The organism is Pseudomonadota bacterium, assembly GCA_013285465.1.
In the GTDB taxonomy this organism is placed as follows: Bacteria; Pseudomonadota; Alphaproteobacteria; order Micavibrionales; family CSBR16-224; genus CSBR16-224.
Genome location: CP053449.1, coordinates 209567 through 234756, shown reverse-complemented (window position 1 = coordinate 234756; position 25190 = coordinate 209567). Strand labels below are relative to the sequence as shown.

The window sequence follows — 25190 nt, the reverse complement described above, 5'->3', positions numbered from 1 at the left end:
GCAAAGAAGAATTTGTGATGATGAAATAAGCTTACTGCTTTTGTTCCCGCATTGTCAAGATAAAAATTTACATTTTAGCAATTTTTTATCCAATTTATTGCGTTTTTGAATTTTCACCACAGTTGCGGGCCATCCGTTTTCCGTCCCAGCATCAGCTCACTGATTGCCCAGACGCGGGCATCAACACGGTCAGGGCTTTGGCCCGCAGCTGTACTGCCGCCGGGAAGAAATGCGCACATCTGGTCTTCCAGCATCCCCAGCACACCCGCATGATGCACCTGCCCCGCCTCGTCCAGTGCTGCGACGGGCTCGGCGCGGGCATATTTCCCGCGGCTGGCACGTACCGTTTTCACAGGGATATGCGGATCACATGTTTTTAAAACCGCCGTCACCATATCCCCGCCTTGATTTACTTCCGCGACAATACGGTCGGCCTTATAACGGCAAAACGCCGCCACGGTTTTTTGTGCCCATTGCCGCGGGCTGTATCTGCCGCTTAAATCCTCCAATACATAACCATGCCCGTCCTCACCCAGACCTGCGACGATGATGCCGGTTTCATCACTGCCCTCTTTGCTGGTCACAGCAGGATCAATGGCAATGACAATCCGCGACAGCGGCGGAATTTGCGCCGCCTGTACACGGTTTTTTTCCAGCATCGCCCGCGTCCAGAGCGCACCGGGGCGATCCGCATGAAAGGCCTCCTCCACCGTTGCAGGATATTCACGGCGAAACGCCCAAACGCCCCCCAGCTCGCCGATCCGCATCCGCCGCCAATAAATCTGCTGCGGCGTTAAATCATAATGCGTGCTGATATCCTTTTCCTCCGCCGTCAGCTCCAATACGCCCTCCGGCAAAGCCAGCGCATATTCCGGTTGCCAGAACCACGGCACAAAAATCAGCTGATAAGGAATCTCGCCATTTTGCGCCGCCATGCACATTTTATAAAATAGTCCTTCCGCCCCCCCTGATGTACTTTCAAGGATAATCTCCGTCTCCGCCAGATCAGGTACGGCCTGCAAAATACCCGCCATATGCGTGGTCGCTTGCGGCCAATACGCCACTTCCGATCCGTGAAAATATTGCAGACTGTCCGACCGCCCGACTCCTGCCGAACCCGCGCTTCCTATCCGGTAGGCCGTCTCCAGATTGCCGAAGACCATCTCCTGCATATTCTCCGCCGTCGCCTCAGGGCGCACAAGGACAGGACAGAATTTGTGAAAACGGCGCAAAATCTTGTAAATATTTTTCGATGCCGCCTCCAAATGGGTCAACACAAAACCGCTTGCACCGCGCCGATGCGTCAACTGCCAGTAAAACCGCGCCGCGACATAAGTCGAACATCCCTGCTGCCGCCCCTTCAAGACCAGCGCACGAACGCGTCCTGTTTCCCGTTTCTGCCGCTCCAGCATCTCATGAATATAACGCTGCGCAGGGTTCAGTATCAGCGGCGCAACCCCGCCGGTTTTCAAGCGGATTTTCAGGCATTTTTCCGCGTAATGAATGAAATCATCCTTCAGCCTTTGCCGGATGGCGCGTTCTTTTTTGTCCATATCAATCGGGGAACTGCGCCGTCATCTCGTTCAAAAACGCGGCGGAAGGCGGCAAACGCATCTCCGCCGTATCCGTGCCGAGCCGATAAAGCGCATAACCTTCCAACGCGTCAATAATATCCTGCAATACGGCCTCGCAGCGGAAAACCTGCGGCGTCCACCCCAGCGCACCAAGACAAAAACGCGCAGCCTTGCGCGCATCCGTCACAGTCCGGCGCACCGGGGGCTGTCCTCCCCCGCCGGAACATCCTCTTCCCGCGCCGCGCCGATTGCCGACAATCCCGTCAGCAAAGGCGCACAGATTTGCAGCAGCAACAGCAGATAATGCGCTGCGCCTTTCTGCAGAATTTCCGCACCGATCTCCTCTTCCGTCATCTGCGGCAGCAGCGCGGCAAAAGACGCGGCCAAAGCGGAAAGCGGCAACGCATTCTTCTCGATCTTCTCGACCAGCAGCCACAGGCTGCCGTGTTTCTCCTCCAGCGCGGCAATATTCGCCAGCGTCGGTTTAAACAGATGTTCCGCACCCGCGAAAGCGAACGCAATCTCTCCCCGCGCCGTAATGCGCGGTGCCGTCATGTCACTCATTTTCGGATATCTCCTTATTCCAGCTCTTGCAAAGCGTCTTCGTGTTTTTTCAGAATTTTCAGCATTTCTTCTTTGCTGATCTCGCGGTTCTTGGCTTCCGCCGCCGCCGTGATATCAGGCACGGCTTTCTTCAGCAGTACCAGCGCCGCCTTAATCTGCGTCGCACTCATTTCCGTACCGTTCAGAATATGGTCTTCCAGCGCGCGAATAATGGCGAGAACATTGATACGTTCTCGGATACCGGCATTTTCGCCCATATTGTCCTGTGTCATGATTTGTCTTGTCAGATAATTTTTCGGGATGATAAGGATTACACTACAGAAATATTCCCGAAATGTCAATATAAAATTTACAAAATGTAAATTTAAGCTGATTTCTTCGTTTTCACTTGCGCCAAAAGCGGCTTCAAATACTGCCCCGTATAACTCTCCGCCACTTTCACAAGTCCTTCGGGGGTGGCTTCGGCAATCACCTGCCCGCCCTTGTCGCCGCCTTCAGGCCCGATATCGACCAGCCAGTCAGCAGTTTTGATCACATCCAGATTATGCTCGATCACCACAACCGTATTCCCCTGATCGACAAGGCGGTGCAGCACTTCCAGCAATTTGCGCACATCTTCGAAATGCAGCCCTGTTGTCGGCTCATCCAGAATATAAAGCGTTCTGCCTGTCGAGCGTTTCGACAATTCCTTCGCCAGCTTCACACGCTGCGCCTCCCCGCCCGACAAAGTCGTTGCCCGCTGCCCGATATGGATGTAACCAAGCCCGACTTCAAACAAGGTCTGCATACGGTTTTTAATCGCAGGTACGGCTTTAAAGAAATCCAGCCCTTCCTCAACCGTCATATCCAGCACATCGGAAATGGATTTGCCGCGATATTTAATCTCCAGCGTTTCGCGGTTATAGCGTTTACCTTTACAGCTGTCACAGGTCACATGCACATCAGGCAGGAAATGCATCTCAATACGGATGACGCCGTCACCCTGACAGGTTTCACAACGCCCGCCCTTCACATTAAAAGAGAAACGCCCCGGCCCGTAGCCGCGCGCCTTCGCCTCAGGCAGTCCGGCAAACCATTCACGGATCGGCGTAAAGGCACCGGTATAAGTCGCGGGGTTCGAGCGCGGCGTCCGCCCGATCGGCGATTGGTCAATATCAATGACCTTATCCAGATATTCCAGCCCGCGGATTTCACGATACTCACCCGGTGTCTGCCGTGCCTTCATCAATTGCCGCGCCGCCGCCGCATAAAGCGTGTCAATAATCAGCGATGACTTCCCGCCGCCCGATACACCCGTCACGCAGGTCATCGTGCCCAGCGGAATTTTTACATCCACATCTTTCAGATTATTATGTGTTGCCCCGATCAGCTGCAAAAATTCGCCGCGCTTCTTTCCGCCTGATAAGACCAGCTGTTTTCCCGGACGGCGCGTTTTCGGCACAGAAATCTCACGCTTGCCGTTCAGATATTCAGCCGTCACACCTTTTCCCGCGGCAATCACCTCATCCGGCGTGCCAAGCGCGACAATCTCGCCGCCGTGAATACCCGCACCCGGGCCCATATCAATCAGATAATCGGCGGTACGGATGGCATCTTCGTCATGTTCGACAACCAGCACCGTATTACCCATATCGCGCAACCGTTTCAGCGTTTCCAAAAGACGGTTATTATCACGCTGGTGCAACCCGATGGACGGCTCGTCCAGCACATAAAGCACCCCCGTCAAGCCTGAACCGATTTGCGAGGCAAGGCGGATACGCTGACTTTCCCCGCCCGACAACGTCCCCGACATCCGCGACAGGCTTAAATAATCCAGCCCGACATTATTCAGGAAATGCAGCCGCTCATGAATTTCCTTCAAAATCCGTCCGGCGATATTATTATCCTTTTCCGACAATGTTTCCGGTACATGGTCAAACCATTTCACCGCCTCGCCGATGGACAGCAGCGAGACTTCACCGACATGTCTGCCGTCAATTTTCACTGCCAGCGCTTCAGGCTTTAAACGGAAACCTTCACAGGTGCCGCAAATCTGGCTGGACTGATAACGGGACAGTTCCTCCCGCATACGCGGACTGTCGGTTTCGTAATAACGGCGGCGCAAATTCGGAATAATACCTTCAAAAGGCTGCACAACCTCATAGCGGCGGATGCGGTCGCCTTCATAGATCATGGCGATCTCTTCCTCACCCGATCCGTATAACACGGCATCACGCACATGTTCCGGCAAATCCTTCCACGGCGTTTTCATCTTCACACCGTAATGGTCGCACAGGCTTTGCAACGCCTGTTGATAGTAAGGCGATGACCATGCCGAAATCGCGCCCTTATTCAGCGGCAAATCTTCATCCGTCACCACCAGCTCAGGGTCAAACCGCATCTTGTTGCCCAAACCGTCACAATCGGGGCAGGCACCATGCGGATTATTAAAGGAAAACAAACGCGGCTCAATCTCAGGGATGGTAAAACCGGAAACAGGGCAGGCAAAACGCGCGGAGAAAACCGTCTGCTTGCCGTCATCGGCATTTTCGGCAATCAGCAAACCGTCCGACAGCTCCAGTGCAATTTCCACCGAATCCGCCAGGCGCGTCCCGATATCCTCGCGCACGACCAGACGGTCAACCACGACTTCAATATCATGTTTTATTTTCTTATCCAGCGCAGGCGTATCATCAATATCATAGATTTTGCCGTCAATTTTGACGCGCTGGAAACCCTTTTTTTGCAGCTCCTGCAAATCCTTTTTATATTCCCCTTTACGCCCGCGCACAATCGGCGCCAACAGATACAGCCGCACCCCGTCCCCCATTTCCATGACTTTATCAACCATCTCGCTGACAGTCTGGCTGGTAATCGGTTTGCCCGTCACAGGGGAATACGGCACACCGACCCGCGCCCAAAGCAGACGCATATAATCATAAATTTCCGTCACCGTCCCAACGGTGGAACGCGGATTGCGCGAGGTCGTTTTCTGTTCAATGGAAATCGCGGGCGACAGCCCTTCAATGGAATCAACATCCGGCTTTTGCATCATCTCCAGAAACTGCCGCGCATATGCCGACAGGCTCTCGACATAGCGGCGCTGCCCTTCGGCATAAATCGTGTCAAAAGCCAGCGATGATTTCCCCGAGCCCGATAATCCCGTCACCACCACAAGCTTGTCACGCGGAATATCAACATCGACATTCCGCAGATTATGCTCACGCGCCCCGCGTACGCGGATATCCCTGTTATAATCGCCCATGCGCGCAACATAGCACGCAGCTTGCAAGATTCAAGTATATTTCGTAGAATGAAACATCTGCGACACATGAAAATCGCGCTTTGTAACAGTTTTTCAGGAGACCTCTGATGAGCATGAAAGAAATTACCCCCGAAAATTACCTTTGCCACACTTCTAACTGCTGCCCGGCGGTTTTTGAGAAAGAAGATGATTCTTACGTCATTATCGGTAAGAAACTGACGACGGAAGAACAACAGAAACTATCCGGTCGCATCGCAGATGATGAATTTGTCGTCGAAGTGCCCAAAGGCATGATTGACGAGCTGATTGCCGCCAACGCAAAATAACGGCCTCCGTAAAAGAATAAAGCGCGGCTTTTATGTAAGAGGCCGCGCTTTTTTTATTGCCCTATAGCTGATTAACCCCCGGCGTGAATACTCAGGTAAATCAACACATTCACCGCAAACAGCGCCGTGGCGACCATCAGCAGTTTTGAAGATTTTGTTTTCTTCGGCGTGCAGGGCGGATGATGGCAGCCCGTATCATGGCAGTCGATTTTCTGGCTATAGCTATGCAGCGCCCAGCCCAAAAGCAAAAGCGTGCCGGAAAACAGAATAATCGGTATTTCCCATTTATGAATGGCCTCATGCCAAACCGCCATAAAGGGCGGCATCACCGAGATAACTCCCGCGCTGACGAAAACACTGAGAACACTGAAAATGCTGGGCAGCACGCAACAGAAAACATGCCCCATCTCCGACAGGATAATCGCAAGCGATAATCTTTTCTGTAATTTCTTCGCACCCATGCGGCCTATAACCTTTTCAAACCGTCCGTGATTCCAATATGCGGCTGTGGCAGGCAGTATAATTCTTTTTTATGGGAAAATCAACGAGGGGAATGGAAATATTAGCGCGGCTTCAATAAAGCCAGTTTCTGCGGCATCTCCCGGTTTTCTGTCTCTGCGGGCTTGGCCGGCTTCTTTTTGCTTTCTTCCAGCTCCGTTTCGATGCGGGCCAGACGGCGCTTCACTTTCCAGTGTTCGTGGCGCAGCGCGTAGTAATTTAAGGAAACAAATAATGCCCCGCCCAGAAACCCGACAGCCAGCATCGCAAGCCCAACGGCATAAAGCGGCAGCTCATAAGGCGGCGTATCCATCCAGTAATAAACGGAAACATTGTCGGTATTACCGATCAAAAACATCAAAGACAGGACAGTCAGCGGAATCGTGATGAACCATGAAAAATATTTCATCATCGCGCGTTCCCCCGTTTTATGCGTTTTCGGGGTTCATACGCTCATGCAGTTTTTTGCCGGTCTTAAAGAACGGAACATGCTTTTCTTCGACAAAAACTTTTTCGCCGGTGCGCGGGTTGCGGCCCTGACGCGCCTGACGCTGTTTCACGGAAAAGGTTCCGAAGCCGCGCAATTCAACCCGGTCACCGCGTGACAAGGCAGAGGAAATTTCCTCAAAAATCGTATTCACGATCTGTTCCGTATCGCGCAGATACAAATGCGGGTTGAGCTCTGCGATACGCTGGATAAGTTCTGATTTCGTCATTTTTATTCCCTGCCTTCTCAAACAAGAACTTTTAAAGAATCCGTATTTGGTTGCTTTCCATTGAAAACTTGAGGACAAGATTGCCAGCCTTGTCCGCTTTCGTCAAGCCATCCTTTTCAAAAAGCACAAAAAAATCACAATAACTCTCCGTTGAGCAAGCGCGGCAAGCCGCGACCGCCCAGCCCGCCAAAGCCCATTGCCTGTCCCGCAAAAAAACGCTTGAGCGGCGGCAAACGGTTCACCATCGACATTCCGCGCGTCCGCAAAAAACGCACAGGCGGAATATTGTTTGAAAACAGCCTGTTAAGGCCATCCGTTATCGCCGCCATCATCAGATTATCCGTTTTGCGCAACCGCTGGTATGTCTTCAGCATGGTTGCCGCACCGATATCCAGCCCGACGCGGCGGCGGTCAACCACCATTTCCGCCAGCAGGGCAATATCGCGCATACTCAGGTTCAATCCCTGCCCCGCAATCGGGTGAATCGCATGGGCGGCCTCACCGATCAGGGCGAGTCGCGGCGCGGTATAGCGTTTGGCATGCATCAGCGACAACGGATAAACCATCGGTGTTCCCAGATGCTTCACTTTACCGAGCTGGTCGCCGAAATGCTCCTGCAAGGCCGCATCAAAGTCTTTTTTACTCATCTCAAGATAGCGCTTTGCATCACCGCCATGCTCCGTCCAGACGATGGAAGAGCAATGCTTGCCTGTCTCCGTATCCATCATCGGCAAAATTGCAAACGGACCCGATGGCATAAAATGTTCAACAGCAACATTTTCATGGTCCAGCTCGTGCTGTGCACAGCAGACAATCGCTTCCTGCTTATAGCTCCAGCCAACCGTACCGATTCCCGCCCAGTCCCGCGCGGCGGATTTGCGCCCATCCGCGCCGATCAGCAGCTGCGCTTCAATCACTTGCCCCGTGGACAGTGTTGCCGTCACCGCTTTACCGTCATCGGCATAAGCAAATTCCTCTATCTTTGCGGGCTGCAAATGCGTCAGCGGTGATGTTTCCGCCGCCTCAAACAGAGCCTTGCGTAAAACACGGTTTTCAAGAATCCAGCCAAAAGCCCCTTTATCACTCTCATCGCTGGCAAAATGCAGAAAATGCGGAGAATCACTATCGGCAACACGAATATCCAGAATGGGACAAGCATCTTTTTCCAGTGCATCCCATATACCGGCTGCCGCCAGCACATTTTTCGACGCCGCGGAAATCGCCGTTGTGCGCCCGTCAAAGCTTTCTTTCAGCTGTTCGGATTTCTGCGCCTGATCCACACAGATCACATTCAGACCGGCATTTGCCAACAACAACGCCATCGTCAAACCGGACGGACCGCCGCCGGCGACCAGCACTTCTGTTTTCATATGTTTTTTACTTTTTATTGCCATGACAGATTTTCCCCCCTATCATGCTCTATGATTTTCAAGGGGCATTATATCCCCGCAAAGGCTACAGGAGCAACGAAAACATGTCTGAAAAACAAGACTACCGGCATTTGAATGACCGGGAGATCGCCTTCTTGAAAACCTATTTCGAAGACACGATCGATTATGAGAATGTCAAAATCCACAACCGTCCCTATCTGCCGGGCGGGTTGCAGTCCGACCATACGGCGATGGCACCGAACGGGCATCTTTATATGCCGCAGGATCTTTATAAGGAGGATTACACCGCGCAGGATGTTTCACTGTCCATGCGCAGCACCTTCCTGCATGAAATGGTGCATGTCTGGCAGTTCAAGAATAACGTGCTGAACCCGATTGTCGAGGCGACGAAAGAAAGCATGAAGCATAAATTCAACTATAACGCCGCCTATGATTATGTCTTGGAAGACGGCAAAGACCTTGTCAATTACGGCATGGAACAACAGGCTTCGATCGTACAGGATTACTTCATCCTGCAGCAGACCGGTACTGTTCCGCATCATCTGACGGAAAACGGCGTCAAGACCCGTGACGAGGCGACGAATTTATATGAATCCGTTCTGAAAAATTTCCTGAAAGACCCGTCCTATCCGCAGCATTGCAAGCGCGACATTACCGGCAAAGCCTATCTGAAGACAAAAAAACAGGGATTTGGCGCGTAAAAAAGCCTAACCCTGTCTGGAGGCCTCTTCCGCTGCCGTGGCATCTTCCACGCGGGTATCAAGACGGTCATCGGCAATTCCGGCCGGTTCCTGATGGATAATCAGCTCCGCATTCGGAAAAGCGGCATAGACCATGATCTCGATCTCTTCGGTCACGTGATGCGCCATATCCAGCGTCATTTTTCCGTCCAGCTCCAGATGCAGTTCAATAAAAATCTGCTGCCCGGTACTGCGTGTACGCAGATCATGCACGGATTTCGCATGCGGGTGCTTCATCACAATTTCACTGATTTTCGCGCGTTCTTCATCCGGCAATTCGCGATCCATCAGAATATCATATGCCTGCGTGCCGACCTCTTTCGCCGATTTCAATAAAATAACGGAAATCGCCAGCGCAAAAAGCGGGTCAAAATAAAGCCAGCCCGTCTTACTGGCCAGAAACATCGCCAAAACCACACCGGCATTCATCAAAAGGTCACCCTTATAATGGATATGGTCGCCCTCAATGGCGACAGAGCCGGTTTTGTTAATCACATATTTCTGAAACATCACCAGTGCCAGCGTCAAAACAATCGACAGCAGCATCACCGCATAACCCAGCGACACTTTTTCAATAACATGCGGGTTAACAATCCGCTGCAATGCTTCGTAAAACAGAAAAACGGCACTGCCGACGATAAAGGCCGCCTGCGCCATGGCGGAAATCGCCTCCAGCTTGCCGTGACCATAGCGGTGCGCCTTATCGGCAGGTTCCATCGCACGTTTGATGCTGATAAATGTCACAATCGAAGCCAGCGAATCCAGCGTTGAATCCATCAGCGATGACAAAAGACTGACAGAGCCCGTCCACATATAGGCCACCAGCTTGGTAACAATCAGCGTGATCGCCATTGTCACACTGGCAACGGCGGCAAGGCGTTTCAGCTTATTGCCGCGCTCCTGCTCGCCGCGCTGGTCGGGATCATGCAAAAAGGGATTGGCAATACTCATGGGTTCATGCCGCCTTGATCCAGCTCTTGTTCAATCAGCTGGTCCAGTTCTCCGCGGTCATCACCGTCATAACCGTCATCTTTGGGCGTGTTTTTATCTTTTTTACCGCCTGCACCAAACAGAATATCATCGGTATTCACGCCGCCGCCTGCTTCCAGCGCGGCATCTTTCATATTCGAGATGATTTTTTCAGCCGCATTCGCGGTTTTATCGCGGCTTTTGCCGTCTTTCTCATCTTCATCTTTTTCAGGCATAAAATGCGTCTGGATAATATCGACCCCGTATTGCAGCAGCGGCGCGGTCTGCGCCTCGGCAATCCAGACCGGCTTTTCCTCTTCATCTGCGACAAACAGCGCAATCGGAATATACAGCAATGTCGCCAGCAACACACCGCGCGCCAGACCAAAAGCCGCGCCCAGCGAGCGGTCAACAATACTGAGTTTCGATTCCTGTACCAACCCTGCAACATAGAAATTGATTGCCGCGACAATAGAAAAACTCAGGAAAAAAACCGTGCTATAGGAGGCAACCTGCGAGAAAAAATCAATCGGCAGTTCCAGCCGCCCGCTGAATAACGGCATATGCGTCACGCCGCCCTCCGGAATCTCTTCCAGCCGCCCCTCGGCCCAGCGCGTCATATGTCCGGTATAAAAACCCGACATCACGCCGCCGAAAATCCATGTCACGGCAGTCGCACCGATCAGACCCAGAATCGTCAGCACCTCGCGCACAAAACCGCGCAAAGTCGCAATCAACGTGGAAATCAAAACGATCACACCGACGACGATGTCGAAAATAATGGCTGTCATCAGACCCTCTTGGTGTCAATAAATCTAATCAATGGCGAAAAACGGCATCAAATCCGAAAGTTTCTCCAGTTCCACCACCTTTATATCTTGAGACAGCTTCTTTTGACCAGTATTTTTTGTGCGCAGCGGTTTGGGAATAAAACCTTGCGTAAAGCCCAGCTTCGCCGCTTCCTTCAAACGGTGTTCAATCTGCCCGACATGGCGGATCTCGCCCGACAGCCCGATTTCCCCGAACACCACCGTATCACCGGGCAGCGCAATATCGGTCAATGAACTCAGCAATGCCGCCGCCACCGCCAGATCAGCGGCAGGTTCATTAATGCGCAAACCGCCTGCCACATTCAGATAAACATCATTCATACCGATCTGTACACCGCAGCGCGATTCCAGCACGGCCAGCACCATGGCAAGACGGGAGGAATCCCAGCCGATCACCGCACGGCGCGGCGTCCCCAGCGGCGAGGGCGCGACCAGCGCCTGAATTTCGACCAGCACGGGACGCGTGCCTTCCATGCCGGCAAAAACCGCGCTGCCGGCAATATCCTCCTGCCGTTGCGACAAAAATAGAGCCGATGGATTTTCAACTTCGACCAGTCCGGCTTCCGCCATTTCAAACACGCCGATTTCATCCGTCGGGCCAAAACGGTTTTTCACCGCCCGCAAAATCCTGAACGGATGGCCGCGATCACCTTCAAAATGCAAAACCGCATCCACCATATGTTCCACAACGCGCGGTCCGGCAATCTGCCCGTCTTTGGTGACATGGCCGACCAGCAGCACGACGATGTTTTTCTTTTTCGCCATGCGGATCAGCTCTTGCGATGAGGCACGCACCTGACTGACCGTCCCCGGCGCGGAATCAATATTATCAAGATACATGGTCTGGATGGAATCAATGACGATCAGATCAATTTCGCCTTTGTCCATAGAGCTGACAATGTCGCGCACATTCGTCGCCGCCGCCAGCCGCACTTTACTATCGGCAAGGCCGAGCCTTGCTGCACGCATCCGCACCTGATCAACCGCTTCCTCACCGGAAACATAACAGCAGCGCACTTTATCCGCCAGACGGCAAACGGCCTGCAGTAATAATGTCGATTTCCCGATCCCCGGATCACCGCCGATCAACACGGCAGAACCGGGCACCAGCCCGCCGCCGACCACACGATCCAGCTCACGAATGCCGCTGATATGGCGCGGCACATCACTACTGACGCCCGCCAGCGGCACAAAATCAATCACACGGCCTTTTTTCGTGCCAAGCCCTTTCGGCACGGCATCGGAAAAACCCGTTTCCTGCGAAATCGTATTCCATTCCCCGCAGCCGTCACATTTCCCCGCCCATTTGTTATAGACGGAGCCGCAATTTTGACAAACATATTGAGCTGCTGTTTTGGCCATAATGCAAAACCCTTATTTTTCCATTCATAAAAGAATAAGCCGTTTCCCGCCGCAAGTAAACGCTCGCCGTCAATTGATCGCCTTAGCTTCACGCTTGCTCCCGCATATTAAACGCAGCTAGAATAGAACACTTACCGAAGTCACCATTAGCCCGGTAAACGCCTTTTAAAAGCATTTTCCCGCAGCTAATTACCGGCAACCGTCAGCCCGTCATTCCGAGTTGCAGGTGAAAAAACCTTCTTATCAAGGAATGAATGTGACAAACAAAAACCAGAATGACAGTGTAGAAAACAAAACAACAACACCTGCAAACCGCTGCCGTTTAATATAAAAATAAAGTCCGATAATCATTGCCTGAACAAAAATATAAGACTGTAAAATTCCTGTTCCCAGATAAACCTCTGCGGACTCATACTTAAAACCGCCACCTTCCCACCCGAACGGCCACAACTTTAACTCTTCCGGAGTCGCCAAAGCAACATTCACGCTTTCGTAAGCGGCTATTAATCCAACTAATACACAAACGAAAAACAAAACTGAAAAAACAGCAAGAACGCCGCGCTCTTTGACTTTATCAAAATTCATCTGAGCAAGCCTGACACCATCAATTCCCCGCAACCGTCATCCCGTCAATGCGCAGGGTCGGCGCATCAATGCCGTAGCGGTGGCGCAGATCATTGGCCGGGGTCAGGTTCAGCCACATATCGCGCAGATTACCCGCGACGGTGATTTCGGTGACGGGATGCGTAATCTCGCCGTTTTCGATCATATAGCCGAAAGCGCCGCGGCTGTAATCGCCTGTGACCATATTCACGCCGCTGCCGATCAGTTCGGTCACATAGATGCCGCGTTTGATATCACCGATCAATTCCTGCGGCGTCACTTTCCCCGCACCCATAAACAGATTGGTCACCGCAGGCGAGGGTGGGGAGGACACATCACGCGAGGCACGCCCGCCCGTTTCCAGTTTCAACTTCCGCGCCGTGCGTAAATCCAGCACCCAGCTTTGCAATACGCCGTCTTCAATCAGCAACAATTCCTCTGACGAGACACCTTCATCATCAAAAACCTGGGAACGGATGCCGCGGCAAATACGCGGATCATCCGTAACGGTAATACCTTCGGCAAAAATGCGTTTACCCATATCGTTTTTCAAAAAGGATGTGCCGCGCGCAATGGACGAACCGTTAATCGCGCCCGATAAATGCCGCAACAGGGAATTGGAGACGCGCGGATCATAAACCACGGGCATCTGTGCCGTAGCGATTTTTTGCGGATGCAGGCGTTTCAATGTGCGTTCCGCAGCGCGTTTGCCGATTTCCTGCGGGCTTTCCAGATCATCAAAATGACAGGCGGAATGATAGGCGTAATCGCGCTCCATCTCCGTTCCCGTTCCGGCCAAAACGGAAACGCTGAGCCCCGCCCCTGTCCGGGCATAGCTGCCTCTGAACCCATTACTGGTCACATAAGTATAATGTTCCGGCCCCCAGCCTGCGCTGGCACCTTCGGAATTTTCAATACCGTCAACGCTCAGCGCCGCATCTTCGGCCTCAAGCGCCAGTTCCAGCAGCCTTTCCGGCCCGACCGTCGCCACACGGTCTTCCAGCTCCAGCTGCTCCGCATCATGCTGCCAGTTTTGCGCATAAAGCTCTTCCGGAGCGATACCGCAATATTCATCTTCGGGAATATGCCCCGCCATCGCAACCGCCCGTTCCACCGTGGTTTTGATCGCCGCATCCGAAATATCATTACTGGAAACAATCGCCTGTTTCTTGCCCTTAAAAACCCTTAAGCCCAGATTAAAACTTTCCGACCGCTCCAGCGATTCCGTTTTCCCCAGCCGTACACCGGCTGAAAGCGAAACACTATGCGCCAATAAAATATCGGCACTATCCGCCCCGGCTTTCAAAGCCTGATTCAAGATATCTTCCAGCGGCATATTTTTCATTTTATTATTCCTTATCCGTTATCCAGTTTGGAGAAACGCGTATCACCGTCATCACAAAGAATCGCACCATAAGGCAGCTCAACAACGGACAGATGCACTTCAGGGCGGTGTTTCTCCGGCAGTGTCGCGACAAATTCCTTGGTTTTTTCCTGAAAACGGGAAAACGCGTCATAAACTTCCGTTTCATAGATCGGGCGCTGCATCAGAATCCCGAAAGTATCGGGGCAGATATGACCGACAACATCGCTCTGGCGACGAATCCAGGAGATTTTCTCGCCCAGCTTGTCCAAAGCCTCTTTCGCCGCTTTCTCGCCGCCGCTTTTTAAAAGCTCTTCAAAATTCTTGACGCGGATAAACATGACGCAATTGCGCTCACCGTAACGGAACCCGCGATCAACCGACGCCAGAAACAGTTGCTCAAAGGCTTTTTGCCCCAATACGCCGATTGCCGTTTCGGGGAAATAATCACCAACCTCCTGCTGAAAAACGCTGTAATAATAATTCAGCCGCGCCGCATTGCCGACCACGGTTTCCAGCGCCTTCGCATCCAAAGGTTTTAACAATACATCATTACAGCCGCGCCCAATGGCCGCTTCGCGTTCCGCCGCTTTCGCCAGCAACACCATATAAGGGCGATGCTGGTCTTTTTTCAGGCCGCGCCAGATTTCCAGCACCACGGGACGCACATCATTCAGCGGCGTCGGGTCGACAAAGACACAATCAAAATACTGTTCCGCCGCCAATTTGATGGCGCGTTGCTTGCTGTCGTCACAAACGACCTCATGCCCCGCCTGCCCCAGTTTCGACGACATCAGTTTGATGGATAAGGGATCACGGTCGATAATCAGAATACGCATGGAAAAGCCGCCCTCAAATAATTAAAAAATGCCTTGCTTATACCAGCATAAAAACGGGCAAAGGGAAAGCCTTCTGCCGAAACCCGCCTTACATATTGGCATATTTCGGGCCGCCGCCGCCTTCGGGCGGGACCCAGTTGATATTCTGTGTCGGGTCTTTGATATCGCAGGTCTTGCAATGCACGCAGTTCTGCGCATTGATCTGCAGCTGCGGATTATTGCCCTCCGCATCGCGGATAATCTCGTACACACCCGCCGGACAGTAACGCTGTTCGGGCGCATCATAAAGTTTCAAATTTACCGCAACAGGCACACTGTCATCCGCCAGTTTCAAATGCGCGGGCTGGTCTTCCGCATGCGTTGTGCCGGACAGAAAGACCGAGGACATTTTGTCAAAGCTCAGTACACCGTCAGGTTTCGGATAAGCGATTTTCGGTGCCTCATCAGCTTTTTTCAATGTCTCGTGGTCGCCGTGATTATAAGGCAATGTACCGGAAAATTTACCGCCTGTCAGGGTTTCCCATGCCGCGCGCAGCATGCCCATGATAAAACCCTTGTGAAAGCCGGGGCGGATATTGCGCACCTTATACAGCTCTTCCATCACCCAGCTTTGTTTCAGCAATTCCGCATAACCCGTACATTCATTCTGCTGCGGCGCTTCATCCGCCGTCAGATGCGCAAAAACCGCTTCCGCCGCAACCATGCCTGATTTCATCGCCGTATGCGTACCTTTGATTTTCGGTACATTCAGAAAACCCGCCGTATCACCGATCAATAAACCGCCGGGGAAACTCAATTTCGGGATCGATTGCCAGCCGCCTTCGGACAAAGCACGTGCACCGTATTCAATGCGCTTACCACCTTCCAGAACTTTGGCAATGGCAGGATGATGTTTAAAACGCTGCATTTCATCATAGGGCGACAAATGCGGGTTCTCGTAATCAAGCCCGATGACAAAACCGACCGAGACATGATTCCCTTCAAAATGATACATCCATGATCCGCCATAAGTGCGGCTGTCCAGCGGCCAGCCGACCGTATGCATCGCCAGACCTGCCTGATGTTTTTCCGGCTGGATTTCCCAGACTTCCTTAATGCCGATACCGTAGCTTTGCGGATCACAATCCTTACGCAGCCCGAATTGCTCAAATAAAATTTTCGTCAGCGATCCGCGGCAGCCTTCGGCAAAAACCGTCTGCCGCGCATGCAGTTCCATGCCTTGTTCGTAACTGTCTTTCCGTACGCCGTCTTTGCCGATCCCCATATCGCCTGTTGCCACCCCTTTGACGCTGCCGTCATCATGGTACAGCAGTTCGGCGGCGGCAAAACCGGGATAGATTTCCACGCCCAGCTCTTCAGCCTGTTCCGCCAGCCAGCGCCCGAGTTCCCCCAGCGATATAATATAGTTTTTCTTCCCTTTCGGCGGTTTCATCTGCGGCGGCACCGGCAGCGGCAGGCTGCCTTTCTCCGTCAGATACAGGAATTTCTCCGCCGTCACAGCGGTTTTTAAAGGTGCGCCTTTTTCCGCCCAGTCGGGAATCAGTTCATCCAATGCGCGGGTTTCAATTGTTGCGCCCGATAACAGATGGTCACCGACGGCAGAGGCTTTTTCAAGGATACAAACGCTGATTTCCGCTCCCTTTTCCGCCGCAAGCTGTTTCAAACGGATGGCGGCGGCAAGTCCGGACGGTCCCGCCCCGACAATCACCACATCATATTCCATGCTTTCGCGCTGCGGCTGTTCGGATTCGCTCATTTTTATATCCTGTTTTCGTTCGTTTTTCCGTTGTTTTTGTTCCGTGCGAATACTTTAGGCAGTCTGCCCGCGTAATGCAAGATAGCGGCAGAGGCATAAGCCTGCCCCATGACGGGAACCGGATATTTATTTGACATATGACGATTTATTATGTTATATTGTCATATATTATGCGGTAAGTGAGATTCTTGTAGAAAGAGCCTTCCGGCTCAAATGAATGAGGGTGTAAGACAATGATGGCTTTTGAAGATACACGGCTGCCCGAAGAGGTAAAGCCTGATTACGACAGATTGCACAAGTCGATCAAAAGCGTCATGACAGAAGATAATTACGCAGCGGAGGAAGTCTTTACCGCCGTTCTCGACCAGATCAAATCATATGAAGGCGATAAAGCGCAAACCAAACTGGCGGCAAAAGCCTTTGCCAATGCCTATGAAGCGCTGGCCTCCGCCCCGGAATTTTTCGGAAAGATCGAGCCGAAACTCGGCGAAACCGTCAATAATATGCTCAGCCGCCGCGCCGAAGGCAAATTCGTCAATGCCGATGGCGAAACATCACCGATTTCGGAAGATGTCTTTTTGGATAATGTCAGCCTGATTACCGGCTCAATGATCAACCGCGCCTATATGGACAAAGACTACGCGACCAAACAGCTGCCCGATGACCCCGTTGTCAAACTGGCTTATGAAGTCTTTATGGAAGACATCATCACCAACCAGACGGCAATGGAACAGCAGCTGGAAATGCAAGCCACCATGACCGGCGGCAATGCCGACGAAATGAAGCAGCATTTCTACAATGAACAATATGACATGATTCAGGATACGCTCAGCGCCGCACGCAAATTTGCCGATGCCGCAACTTTCAGTACGCCTGAAGACAAACAGAAGGCAGCCCTGCCGTTTCTGGTCTATTCCGCCCTGCATGGGCAGTACCGCGATGACGAGGAAAGCTTTGCCGAGGATTTCGACGAAAATATGCGTTATCTGGTCGATTCGACGATCTGGGGCTCCTACAGCCTTGCCGATATGGTCGAAACCTATCTGGCCAAAGACAGCATGTTCCAGATCGCACAAGTGCCGTTAAATCCGGTCGGTGAGGATGCCGCAAAAACGGCAGACAAAAAAGATGAAAAAACTGCCGGTAAAGAGAAAACTGCAGATGCCGCCGCCGCAGATACGGAAGAGAAAAAGAGCGTCAAATCCGTTCCGCTGCCGCAGGCCGTCGATTATTTTGAAAGTCAGGGCAATTATGATGCCGCGCGCGGTGCTGTGAAAGCCGCCTTTGTACCGCTGATGCACGAGCCGACGGGCAAGCAGATGATCTTCCCGCTGGCCGCTATTTTCGACAAAATCGATACCGATCCCGATTACCGCCAGAAAGTTGTCGGCGATATCAAAACGGGTCTGCCGCCGATGACGCCGCTCTCGGCCATGGTCGCAAATAATACCGTTTCCAAAGCCACAACCCCGGGGCAGTTGATTTCCAGTCACAGCAATCTTGATGCTTTTGCCGGAACCGAACTGGGTGAGCAGATGAAGGAAGTGCTGGCTCCGCTGGAAAATGACATTATGGGGAAATATGTTTTCGCCATGCAGAATCTGCCTGCCAATGAAGATACAGCGGCCTGTGCGGAATATCTGATGATCAATGCCATTGTATCGGTGGAAAACGTCACCCGTCCGACCAACCGTCTGAAATCGACCCTCTTCCCCGGTATGAGCAACATGTCGCAGGCCGATTATTTCTATATTGACGAACGCGATGATCCGAAAGGTAACGGTATGCTGAACATCGTTCCGGTCGAAGCCTTTGCACCGGAAATCGAACGCTCCGTTGATCATTTACTGGCTGTACAAAAGATTTTCGCCGAACAGCCCAAAGAGGGCGATACCGAACTGACCCTGCGTCCGCAATTCCAGACCGCGTCACCGGAAGTGCAGAAAAACTTCAAACGCTTCATGGAACAAAAAGCGCAAGATCTCAGCGGTATGCAGCAGATTCTGATCAATACGGCGAAAAAGAAACAGGCCGATGCCGAGGCAAAAAAATCCGCCGAGGAAGAAGCCAAACGCAAAGCCGAAGCGGAAGCCGCCGCCAAAGCGGCACAGCCGGAAAAAGAGCCCGACGCTGAAACAGCACCGGCGGAAACAACGCAGGAAAAAACGCAAACTGCCGAAACCGCCACGGACAAATCCGCTGAAAAACCGGCCAAACGCAAAAAACGCTTCGGATTGTTCTAGAATTTATTATTTTTCTACTTTGGAATGTGTCACACGTTGCATGAGGTTAGGCGACACATATTGCTGATACGTCCAGCCCGCTTCCATGCCGTAAAGACTATCAAGTAGAAACATTAGATAATCAAAATCATAAAAATCGCTGTCCATACGCAGGCCGAGTGCTGTAATCAGACAATTCTCCAGAAACTTTTCCCGCAATATTTTACCTTCAGGCATCGGCCCGCCACGGGCATTGCATATACTGCTTTTAATGCTGTAATCCTCTCCGATTTCGGAAACGCCGAAGATAATTTTCAGATATTGCCCTCCCTTATAAAATTCCCGAATACTGCGTGCGTTGTATTGGCTGTGCAAAATTGGAAAAACAACTTCATAAGCTTGAAAAGCGATTTCATCATCAGGGTCAAAATCCGCTCTTGCTCTACCATGACGCCTGCAACTTTTCTTAATCCCGAACTGGATGGTAATATCAGCGCTCTTACAGGGATCGCCATCATATTTTTTGTAGAAAACGTCCTTATCCGGCTTCTCAACAAATTCCAGCTTTAGCCCTGTTGCCGCTTCCAAACGCGGCTTTAAACGCTCGAATACACGCAGCGTGTCCCGCCTTATTTGCTTTACAGTTTCCAGATAGTCCCGCTGCTCCTGATCATTTTTAAAGGAAATATTCCATTTGCGAAAATCTTCTAAATCCATATTTTGATCTATAAGCAATGCAACAGTTATTGGCTGTTCTTTTACCCAGCGAACAATGTGACCGGTTTGCGGCGCATCGGCATATTTCGCCGCAATTTGCACATGATTCTTCTCATCATACAAAGTAACTCCGTTCTTCCGTAGGGGATATCCGGCATAACGGGTAAAACTCCAATGCTTCTCGTTTTTATGTTTTTCGTAGAAGGCTTCATTTCTTATTTGACGCTCTACCAGCCATAAATCGCTTGGCATTGTAAAAGACGTAAAATGGTGAAGAATTTGGTGCTTTGATGTCGGGCGCAAAACACCATCAAGCTCCGACAAAGTCGCCATAGAAAATGTCGCACGCGGTTTATCAACCGCCGCAGGGCTTTTGTAATCGGGATTATCGCTCCACGGGGGTTCGCCTTCCGCTACTCCGACTACAGCAAGACAAGTCAGCAAGACGGCAATAACAACCGCAACCATTCTACTCATGTATTTTCCTCTAAAAATTTTACTTTGTAGCGGTCTTGCAGGTCATCTCACTGCCGCGTACAGCCTTGGGCACATCAAAAGTGCGCTTAATACCCGCATCAAAATCATCTTCCAGCGCGTAAATGCTGTAACAGGGAATTTTACCGTTCCGTCCGGCATCATCCGTTTCAGGGCAGAACACCATTTTTTGTCCGGCATCGTCAAAACGCACATAAATTTCACGCATTTCATTTTTCTTGCTGTGCAGGGTAAAACTGTTGCTGTCACCGCGGCGGATTTTAAAATCCGTATTCTGCAGCGGGAACCAGCCGGACGGGAATTTTGCCTGCCCGTCAAAAACCGTACACTGAATAAACGGCCCGTATGGCCGCGGATCAACTGCCGCACGCGGCGCAGTATTCTGTCCCGCAGCAGCAGGAGGGGATGTTTTTTTAAAGACGGACCATTCGGATAGCGGGCGTATTTCCGCAGGCACACAGGCGGAAATCCCGAAAAGTAACGGCAATAGAATTAGGAATTTTTGTAATTTTTTCATTAACCGTGCCGCATAAAGTAACAGATAAACTCACCCGTTACTCTACAAAAACAAAGTCGATGCGGTCAATCGGCTGTTTTTGCGTCTGGTCACCCAAAGCGCGCACATCCATGCGGGTCGGCGTAATACCGCCATGTTCCACCAGATAATCACGCGCCGACAAAGCGCGTGACAGCGAGATACGGCGGGCGCTGCTTTGATTACCGGCTTCACCGCTGGCAAAGGCGTTCAGCTGGACACGCAACCCGTTATCAGCGGCGAGACGCGTGGTGATATCTTTCAACACGGTTTCCATTTCCGGCGTAATGCGGCTTTCGCTGCCGTCAAAGGCGAGGGAAACCGCATTTTCGACATCCATGGATACCGCAGGGGCTACTGACGCCTCCGGCATCAGGCTGGCTTCCGGCAAGGGCAGTTTCTCGGCCGCCACTTCCTCCACAGGTGCCTTATCCGGCATTGGCAGAGCTTCCGGTACAGACACGGCTTCCTGCGCTTCACGCTTCTCTATAGCCTGTTGTTTTGCAGCAGCAGGACGTTGCAACGGGCGCGGCACAATCTTTTCCGGCATCACCTCCGCTTTTGTCTCTATTTCCGGCGCCGCAACAACAGGTGCTTCCACAGGAGCGGCAGAGTGCTGTTCGGTATCGCCGGAGGGAATCCCCATCATTTCACGGCGCAAAGATTCCGGCAGTTCATCCGGCGCGGTTTTCAGGATGCGCGGATCGGCAGGCATCATCTCCACAACAGGGGCGTCAGCAGGTGCGGCTGTTTCCGCAGCTTTTTCTTCTTCAACCCAGTTGATAACCGTTTCCGGCGCTGCTTCGGCGGGATGCGGCAATTCTTCAGCCATTTCCTGTTCAGGCGCGGTTTGCACGCCCTGCATTTCTTCAAACAGTTTTTCCGCATCTGCCGCAGCATCTTCCTGATGCGGCATCGGATCGGTCAGTACGGGCGCAGCGCCGTCCAGAATTTCACCCGACACTTCCGGCCCGGTCAAAAAGGCGCCCGTTCCGCTGACACCAGATTGCACAGGCTGTTCATCCGTCATATTTTCCGGAGCAGACAGCATGTTTTCACGCGCTTCCCGTTCTTTTTCTTTCTGCACGGAATAATGTTGGTGAATCGCCGTATTTTTCAAAACATCGTAATTCACTTCGACGCCGGGGCTCTGCGCCTTGGCTGTCGTCATTGTGCAAATCAGGGCAAAGCCTGCAACTGTGAGTGTTAAAGAGGTCTTACGCATCTTTTCATTCTCCGGTTTTTTTCATCAATAAAATAAAATTTCTTATTCTTCAAAATCAGGCGGACGCTTTTGCCTTTTTCGGACGCGCGACAAGTTCCAGCAATTGCCGCTGTAACTGGCCGTTTCCTGCGACAACACTGCCGCCATAGATATGTCCGGCTTTGCCGTCCATATCCGTGACAAAGCCGCCCGCTTCCTTGATAATCAGTGCACCTGCGGCAACATCCCATGCCTGCAGGCCGGTTTCCCAGAAACCGTCAAAACGTCCTGCCGCCACATAAGCCAGATCCAGACTGGCCGCCCCCATACGGCGTGTTGATGCCGTACGGCGGACAACCGCATCCAGTTGCTCCAGAAAAACGGCATAATCATCGTCTTCCTTCCCGATCGCCGGTGTTCCCAGCGCGATTACCGCATCCGACATCTCGCCGCGTCCCGAAACGCGCAACCGGCGGTTATTCATATAGGCGCCGCGCCCTTTTTCCGCCCAGAATAATTCATCCTTCACAGGGTCGTAAATCACGCCGCAGGTAATCTCGCCTTTCACTTCCAGCGCAATTGATACCGCCCAATGCGGCAAGCCGTGCAGAAAATTCGTTGTCCCGTCCAGCGGGTCAATCACCCAGATCGATTCATGCCCGTCTTTCGGAGCGCGCTTTCCCTGTTCTTCCATCAGAAAGCCATAGCCGGGGCGCGCTTTATCCAGCTCTTCAAAAATGGTCTTTTCCGCGCGGATATCAGCGGCGGAGACAAAATCGGCAGGACCTTTACGTGAAACCTGAAGCTGCTCCACTTCTCCGAAATCGCGTACAAGGCCGCGGGATGCTTTTTCCGCCGCACGGATCATGACAGCGATATTCGGGGAATATTGTGCGTTTCTCATTGTTTTTTAATCTTTCGCGCGTTCAACATAGCTGTTATCGGCGGTTTTCACAACGATACGCGTTCCGCTTTCAATATGCGGCGGCACCATCACGCGCACGCCGTTTTCCAGCACTGCCGGTTTATAAGAGGAAGAAGCCGTCTGGCCCTTCACAACAGGATCAGCCTCGACAATCTGCATCGTGACCTGATCAGGCAGAGCAACACCCAGCGGGTTACCGTCGTGAATTTGCACCTGCACAATCATACCATCCTGCAAAAAGACCTTGGGATCACCGATCAGATCGCTGGAAATCGTAATTTGCTCGTAATTTTCAACATTCATAAAGGCATAATCACCATCGGTTTCAAACAGGAATTGATATTCAACCTCATCCACGCGGGCGCGCTCCACAGTCTCCTGTGTGCGGAAACGGACATTGGTTTTGTTACCGCTGGAAAGATCGCGCATTTCCACCTGGACAACAGCCGCCCCCTTACCGGGCTGAATAATATCGTTTTTCAATACGACCCACAGTTTCTCGTTATATTCGAGTACGTTGCCGGGGCGTATCGTAATAGCGCTGACTTTCATCTTGGTGACCTCTTATTGATTGGGCGTTTCGTCAAGGTTTCTCATAACATTTTGCGCCCCGGCTTGCAATCCCTATCACGATTCCCGGTATTGCGAGAAAACCCCCTCGCCCAGCCGTTCCAATGCCGCGCGCAGCTCCGCATCTTCAATACCGGCCCCCTCGACCATCTCGTGAATTTGCCGTTTCTTTTCCTCCGGCAATGGCGGACGAGCTTTTTCCAAAGGCTTTTGCGGCAAAAAGGCTTCAGGAGCCTGCACAAAACGCAATTCCGCGACGGCATTATAACCGCAGAACATATTGATCTTTTCCAGCAGCTGCATGGGTCTGGTATTGCATTTCCAGCGCCGTGCCGCCGTCACGCACATAAAGCGCCAGCACGACATTTTGCTGTCTTTTACCGTCCTTCTGCTTGCTTGTCCGGTGCTGCAGCTCTGCGGGTTTGACATTTTCCGCCAGCACCGGCCCGGCAATATCATCCCAATGCACCATCAGTTTTCCCAGCAACGCGGATTTCTTTCCGAACGCGTTTTCGGTCAGTTTCGGCACAAAATCGGCTATGGAACGGGGCTTTGACATCCGCGCATTATAGTGGAATGATAGCCTGCAATACCAGAGAGAAATCCAGAGAAATATAATGACCGCCGCCGCAAGTGATAAAAATCTGCGTAACACCGTTCTGACATGGTACGGGCTCCACCATCGCAGCCTGCCCTGGCGTAGCCCTCCCGGAACACCGCCGCCGCCTGCCTATCATGTCTGGCTGTCGGAAATCATGCTGCAACAAACCGTTGTAAAAGCCGTTATTCCCTATTTCCTGAAATTTATACGGCAATGGCCCCGCATTGAAGACCTCGCCGCCGCACCGCTGGATGATGTATTGACGGCATGGGCGGGACTTGGCTATTACGCCCGCGCCCGCAATCTTCATAAATGCGCCCAAACCGTCACACAGGATTATGGCGGGGAATTTCCCGCCACGGCGGAAGAACTGCAAAAACTGCCCGGTATCGGACCCTATACGGCGGCCGCTATTACCTCTATCGCTTTAAATATCCCCGCCGCCGCCGTTGACGGCAATGTCGAGCGTGTTCTTACGCGCTATCACGCCATTACCACGCCGATCCGCGATAATAAAAAACAACTGAAATCTTTCGCTGAACGGCTTGCTTATGCGGATGATAAAAACGCCGGTGATCTGACACAGGCCTTAATGGAGCTGGGAGCGACCCTCTGCACCCCGACAAAACCCGCCTGCCCCGCCTGTCCGTGGCAAAAGACATGTCTGGCGCATCAACAGGGAATTGCCGCAGATTTGCCAAAACGCGCGCCAAAACAGGTAAAACCCGAACGTCACGGAACCGCTTTCTTTTTATCGGCGGAAAACAGCGGAAAACTGCTCTTGCAAAAACGCCCTGAAAGCGGTCTTCTCGGCGGTATGGTGGAATTCCCCTCCACACCGTGGCGGGACAGTATTTATAAAAAGGAACAGGATATTCTCGCGCATTTTCCGCTGCCCGGTCATATTCCTGCCGTTTTCAGAAAACTGCCCGGCCGGGTCACGCATCATTTTACCCATTTCACCCTGCATTTGACCGTCTGGGCAGGCTCCGTTCCTGAAACAACTCTTTCCGGTTCCCTGTTTTGGGCCGCAGAAAAAGACCTGCATAAATACGCCCTTCCCAGCGTCATGAAAAAACTCCATGACCATACTTTAAAAGAAAATAAATCTTTCCTGTGATAGAATATTCATTGTAGCTTATTGAA

At 52.0% G+C, this 25190-nt stretch carries 27 protein-coding genes; 4 read left to right on the top strand and 23 right to left on the bottom strand.

Annotated elements, in window-relative coordinates; all coding sequences use genetic code 11:
- Nucleotides 1–113: 113 nt before the first annotated feature.
- The 5 genes from HND56_01125 to uvrA all read right to left on the bottom strand — a co-directional run bounded on the left by HND56_01125 (nt 114) and on the right by uvrA (nt 5382).
- The gene (locus tag HND56_01125; GenBank protein ID QKK06518.1) at nt 114–1172 is read right to left on the bottom strand and encodes a DNA-packaging protein; all 1059 of its coding nucleotides are present in this window, start codon (nt 1170–1172) and stop codon (nt 114–116) included.
- A gap of 382 nt (nt 1173–1554) precedes the next feature.
- Nucleotides 1555–1761, bottom strand: coding sequence for a hypothetical protein (locus tag HND56_01120; GenBank protein QKK04367.1), 207 nt, complete (start codon nt 1759–1761; stop codon nt 1555–1557).
- Nucleotides 1758–2138, bottom strand: a complete 381-nt coding sequence (locus HND56_01115; protein QKK04366.1) for a gene transfer agent family protein — start codon at nt 2136–2138, stop codon at nt 1758–1760. Before HND56_01115 ends, HND56_01120 begins: the two co-directional genes overlap by 4 nt.
- Before the next feature lie 14 nt (nt 2139–2152).
- A complete protein-coding gene (locus HND56_01110; GenBank protein QKK04365.1) occupies nt 2153–2410 on the bottom strand; it encodes a hypothetical protein in 258 nt (85 codons plus the stop codon).
- Between the two features lie 92 nt (nt 2411–2502).
- Entirely contained in the window at nt 2503–5382 is a 2880-nt protein-coding gene (gene uvrA / locus HND56_01105) for an excinuclease ABC subunit UvrA (protein ID QKK04364.1), read from the bottom strand.
- A 107-nt stretch (nt 5383–5489) separates the two neighbouring features.
- Here uvrA and HND56_01100 point away from each other — a divergent pair, with 107 nt between their 5' ends.
- Nucleotides 5490–5708: a hypothetical protein gene (locus HND56_01100; protein QKK04363.1), complete on the top strand. Its 219-nt coding sequence runs from the start codon at nt 5490–5492 to the stop codon at nt 5706–5708.
- A 71-nt stretch (nt 5709–5779) separates the two neighbouring features.
- On the opposite strand, the gene HND56_01095 is transcribed toward HND56_01100, so the two are convergent.
- The 4 genes from HND56_01095 to HND56_01080 all read right to left on the bottom strand — a co-directional run bounded on the left by HND56_01095 (nt 5780) and on the right by HND56_01080 (nt 8316).
- Nucleotides 5780–6169 carry a hypothetical protein gene (locus HND56_01095; GenBank protein ID QKK04362.1) on the bottom strand — a complete coding sequence of 130 codons (390 nt, stop codon included), beginning with the start codon at nt 6167–6169 and terminating at the stop codon, nt 5780–5782.
- Nucleotides 6170–6270: 101 nt separating this feature from the next.
- The gene (locus HND56_01090) at nt 6271–6618 is read right to left on the bottom strand and encodes a LapA family protein (GenBank protein ID QKK04361.1); all 348 of its coding nucleotides are present in this window, start codon (nt 6616–6618) and stop codon (nt 6271–6273) included.
- A 16-nt stretch (nt 6619–6634) separates the two neighbouring features.
- A complete protein-coding gene (gene ihfB / locus HND56_01085; protein QKK04360.1) occupies nt 6635–6922 on the bottom strand; it encodes an integration host factor subunit beta in 288 nt (95 codons plus the stop codon).
- Nucleotides 6923–7056: 134 nt separating this feature from the next.
- On the bottom strand, nt 7057–8316 hold the full coding sequence (locus HND56_01080) for a UbiH/UbiF/VisC/COQ6 family ubiquinone biosynthesis hydroxylase (protein QKK04359.1): 1260 nt from the start codon (nt 8314–8316) through the stop codon (nt 7057–7059).
- A gap of 80 nt (nt 8317–8396) precedes the next feature.
- On the opposite strand from HND56_01080, the gene HND56_01075 reads away from it, so the two are divergent.
- Nucleotides 8397–9014, top strand: coding sequence for a hypothetical protein (locus tag HND56_01075; GenBank protein ID QKK04358.1), 618 nt, complete (start codon nt 8397–8399; stop codon nt 9012–9014).
- Nucleotides 9015–9020: 6 nt separating this feature from the next.
- Here the strand turns inward: HND56_01075 and HND56_01070 are convergent, their stop codons facing one another.
- From HND56_01070 to HND56_01040, 7 genes are all read right to left on the bottom strand, one after another.
- Nucleotides 9021–10004: a cation diffusion facilitator family transporter gene (locus HND56_01070; protein QKK04357.1), complete on the bottom strand. Its 984-nt coding sequence runs from the start codon at nt 10002–10004 to the stop codon at nt 9021–9023.
- The gene (locus HND56_01065) at nt 10001–10813 is read right to left on the bottom strand and encodes a CvpA family protein (protein QKK04356.1); all 813 of its coding nucleotides are present in this window, start codon (nt 10811–10813) and stop codon (nt 10001–10003) included. Before HND56_01065 ends, HND56_01070 begins: the two co-directional genes overlap by 4 nt.
- Before the next feature lie 24 nt (nt 10814–10837).
- Complete coding sequence (gene radA, locus HND56_01060; protein ID QKK04355.1) at nt 10838–12214, bottom strand: DNA repair protein RadA; 1377 nt, start codon at nt 12212–12214, stop codon at nt 10838–10840.
- Nucleotides 12215–12457: 243 nt separating this feature from the next.
- Nucleotides 12458–12799, bottom strand: a complete 342-nt coding sequence (locus tag HND56_01055; protein ID QKK04354.1) for a hypothetical protein — start codon at nt 12797–12799, stop codon at nt 12458–12460.
- A 19-nt stretch (nt 12800–12818) separates the two neighbouring features.
- Complete coding sequence (locus HND56_01050) at nt 12819–14162, bottom strand: TldD/PmbA family protein (protein ID QKK04353.1); 1344 nt, start codon at nt 14160–14162, stop codon at nt 12819–12821.
- A gap of 11 nt (nt 14163–14173) precedes the next feature.
- Nucleotides 14174–15019 carry a diguanylate cyclase gene (locus HND56_01045; protein QKK04352.1) on the bottom strand — a complete coding sequence of 282 codons (846 nt, stop codon included), beginning with the start codon at nt 15017–15019 and terminating at the stop codon, nt 14174–14176.
- A gap of 88 nt (nt 15020–15107) precedes the next feature.
- Nucleotides 15108–16742 carry an electron transfer flavoprotein-ubiquinone oxidoreductase gene (locus HND56_01040; protein ID QKK06517.1) on the bottom strand — a complete coding sequence of 545 codons (1635 nt, stop codon included), beginning with the start codon at nt 16740–16742 and terminating at the stop codon, nt 15108–15110.
- 266 nt (nt 16743–17008) lie between these two features.
- Between HND56_01040 and HND56_01035 the strand changes: the two genes are divergently transcribed.
- Nucleotides 17009–19018, top strand: a complete 2010-nt coding sequence (locus tag HND56_01035) for a hypothetical protein (GenBank protein QKK04351.1) — start codon at nt 17009–17011, stop codon at nt 19016–19018.
- A gap of 6 nt (nt 19019–19024) precedes the next feature.
- On the opposite strand, the gene HND56_01030 is transcribed toward HND56_01035, so the two are convergent.
- The 7 genes from HND56_01030 to HND56_01000 all read right to left on the bottom strand — a co-directional run bounded on the left by HND56_01030 (nt 19025) and on the right by HND56_01000 (nt 24002).
- Entirely contained in the window at nt 19025–20191 is a 1167-nt protein-coding gene (locus HND56_01030) for a hypothetical protein (GenBank protein ID QKK04350.1), read from the bottom strand.
- Between the two features lie 19 nt (nt 20192–20210).
- Nucleotides 20211–20726, bottom strand: a complete 516-nt coding sequence (locus HND56_01025; GenBank protein ID QKK04349.1) for a hypothetical protein — start codon at nt 20724–20726, stop codon at nt 20211–20213.
- Nucleotides 20727–20763: 37 nt separating this feature from the next.
- Complete coding sequence (locus tag HND56_01020) at nt 20764–21969, bottom strand: OmpA family protein (protein ID QKK04348.1); 1206 nt, start codon at nt 21967–21969, stop codon at nt 20764–20766.
- Nucleotides 21970–22024: 55 nt separating this feature from the next.
- Nucleotides 22025–22852 carry an inositol monophosphatase gene (locus HND56_01015; protein QKK04347.1) on the bottom strand — a complete coding sequence of 276 codons (828 nt, stop codon included), beginning with the start codon at nt 22850–22852 and terminating at the stop codon, nt 22025–22027.
- A 6-nt stretch (nt 22853–22858) separates the two neighbouring features.
- Nucleotides 22859–23425 (bottom strand): elongation factor P, encoded by a 567-nt coding sequence (gene efp / locus HND56_01010; GenBank protein ID QKK04346.1) that lies wholly within the window; start codon nt 23423–23425, stop codon nt 22859–22861.
- Nucleotides 23426–23500: 75 nt separating this feature from the next.
- Nucleotides 23501–23722 carry a hypothetical protein gene (locus tag HND56_01005; GenBank protein ID QKK04345.1) on the bottom strand — a complete coding sequence of 74 codons (222 nt, stop codon included), beginning with the start codon at nt 23720–23722 and terminating at the stop codon, nt 23501–23503.
- Nucleotides 23706–24002, bottom strand: coding sequence for a DUF721 domain-containing protein (locus HND56_01000; protein ID QKK04344.1), 297 nt, complete (start codon nt 24000–24002; stop codon nt 23706–23708). Before HND56_01000 ends, HND56_01005 begins: the two co-directional genes overlap by 17 nt.
- 58 nt (nt 24003–24060) lie before the next feature.
- On the opposite strand from HND56_01000, the gene mutY reads away from it, so the two are divergent.
- Nucleotides 24061–25164 carry an A/G-specific adenine glycosylase gene (mutY, locus tag HND56_00995; protein ID QKK04343.1) on the top strand — a complete coding sequence of 368 codons (1104 nt, stop codon included), beginning with the start codon at nt 24061–24063 and terminating at the stop codon, nt 25162–25164.
- The last annotated feature ends 26 nt before the right edge of the window (nt 25165–25190 follow it).

Excerpts from the sequence above, each read along its gene's own strand:
- HND56_01100 (QKK04363.1), top strand. The coding sequence starts at position 5,490 with ATGAGCATGAAAGAAATTACCCCCGAAAATTACCTTTGCCACACTTCT.
- HND56_01070 (QKK04357.1), bottom strand. The coding sequence starts at position 10,004 with ATGAGTATTGCCAATCCCTTTTTGCATGATCCCGACCAGCGCGGCGAG.
- HND56_01065 (QKK04356.1), bottom strand. The coding sequence starts at position 10,813 with ATGACAGCCATTATTTTCGACATCGTCGTCGGTGTGATCGTTTTGATT.
- ihfB (QKK04360.1), bottom strand. The coding sequence starts at position 6,922 with ATGACGAAATCAGAACTTATCCAGCGTATCGCAGAGCTCAACCCGCAT.
- HND56_01035 (QKK04351.1), top strand. The coding sequence starts at position 17,009 with ATGATGGCTTTTGAAGATACACGGCTGCCCGAAGAGGTAAAGCCTGAT.
- HND56_01000 (QKK04344.1), bottom strand. The coding sequence starts at position 24,002 with ATGTCAAAGCCCCGTTCCATAGCCGATTTTGTGCCGAAACTGACCGAA.
- HND56_01090 (QKK04361.1), bottom strand. The coding sequence starts at position 6,618 with ATGATGAAATATTTTTCATGGTTCATCACGATTCCGCTGACTGTCCTG.
- efp (QKK04346.1), bottom strand. The coding sequence starts at position 23,425 with ATGAAAGTCAGCGCTATTACGATACGCCCCGGCAACGTACTCGAATAT.
- HND56_01015 (QKK04347.1), bottom strand. The coding sequence starts at position 22,852 with ATGAGAAACGCACAATATTCCCCGAATATCGCTGTCATGATCCGTGCG.
- radA (QKK04355.1), bottom strand. The coding sequence starts at position 12,214 with ATGGCCAAAACAGCAGCTCAATATGTTTGTCAAAATTGCGGCTCCGTC.
- uvrA (QKK04364.1), bottom strand. The coding sequence starts at position 5,382 with ATGGGCGATTATAACAGGGATATCCGCGTACGCGGGGCGCGTGAGCAT.
- HND56_01050 (QKK04353.1), bottom strand. The coding sequence starts at position 14,162 with ATGAAAAATATGCCGCTGGAAGATATCTTGAATCAGGCTTTGAAAGCC.
- HND56_01075 (QKK04358.1), top strand. The coding sequence starts at position 8,397 with ATGTCTGAAAAACAAGACTACCGGCATTTGAATGACCGGGAGATCGCC.
- HND56_01055 (QKK04354.1), bottom strand. The coding sequence starts at position 12,799 with ATGAATTTTGATAAAGTCAAAGAGCGCGGCGTTCTTGCTGTTTTTTCA.
- HND56_01040 (QKK06517.1), bottom strand. The coding sequence starts at position 16,742 with ATGGAATATGATGTGGTGATTGTCGGGGCGGGACCGTCCGGACTTGCC.
- HND56_01020 (QKK04348.1), bottom strand. The coding sequence starts at position 21,969 with ATGCGTAAGACCTCTTTAACACTCACAGTTGCAGGCTTTGCCCTGATT.
- HND56_01095 (QKK04362.1), bottom strand. The coding sequence starts at position 6,169 with ATGGGTGCGAAGAAATTACAGAAAAGATTATCGCTTGCGATTATCCTG.
- HND56_01115 (QKK04366.1), bottom strand. The coding sequence starts at position 2,138 with ATGAGTGACATGACGGCACCGCGCATTACGGCGCGGGGAGAGATTGCG.
- HND56_01030 (QKK04350.1), bottom strand. The coding sequence starts at position 20,191 with ATGAGTAGAATGGTTGCGGTTGTTATTGCCGTCTTGCTGACTTGTCTT.
- mutY (QKK04343.1), top strand. The coding sequence starts at position 24,061 with ATGACCGCCGCCGCAAGTGATAAAAATCTGCGTAACACCGTTCTGACA.
- HND56_01110 (QKK04365.1), bottom strand. The coding sequence starts at position 2,410 with ATGACACAGGACAATATGGGCGAAAATGCCGGTATCCGAGAACGTATC.
- HND56_01025 (QKK04349.1), bottom strand. The coding sequence starts at position 20,726 with ATGAAAAAATTACAAAAATTCCTAATTCTATTGCCGTTACTTTTCGGG.
- HND56_01125 (QKK06518.1), bottom strand. The coding sequence starts at position 1,172 with ATGCAGGAGATGGTCTTCGGCAATCTGGAGACGGCCTACCGGATAGGA.
- HND56_01005 (QKK04345.1), bottom strand. The coding sequence starts at position 23,722 with ATGTTCTGCGGTTATAATGCCGTCGCGGAATTGCGTTTTGTGCAGGCT.
- HND56_01045 (QKK04352.1), bottom strand. The coding sequence starts at position 15,019 with ATGCGTATTCTGATTATCGACCGTGATCCCTTATCCATCAAACTGATG.
- HND56_01080 (QKK04359.1), bottom strand. The coding sequence starts at position 8,316 with ATGGCAATAAAAAGTAAAAAACATATGAAAACAGAAGTGCTGGTCGCC.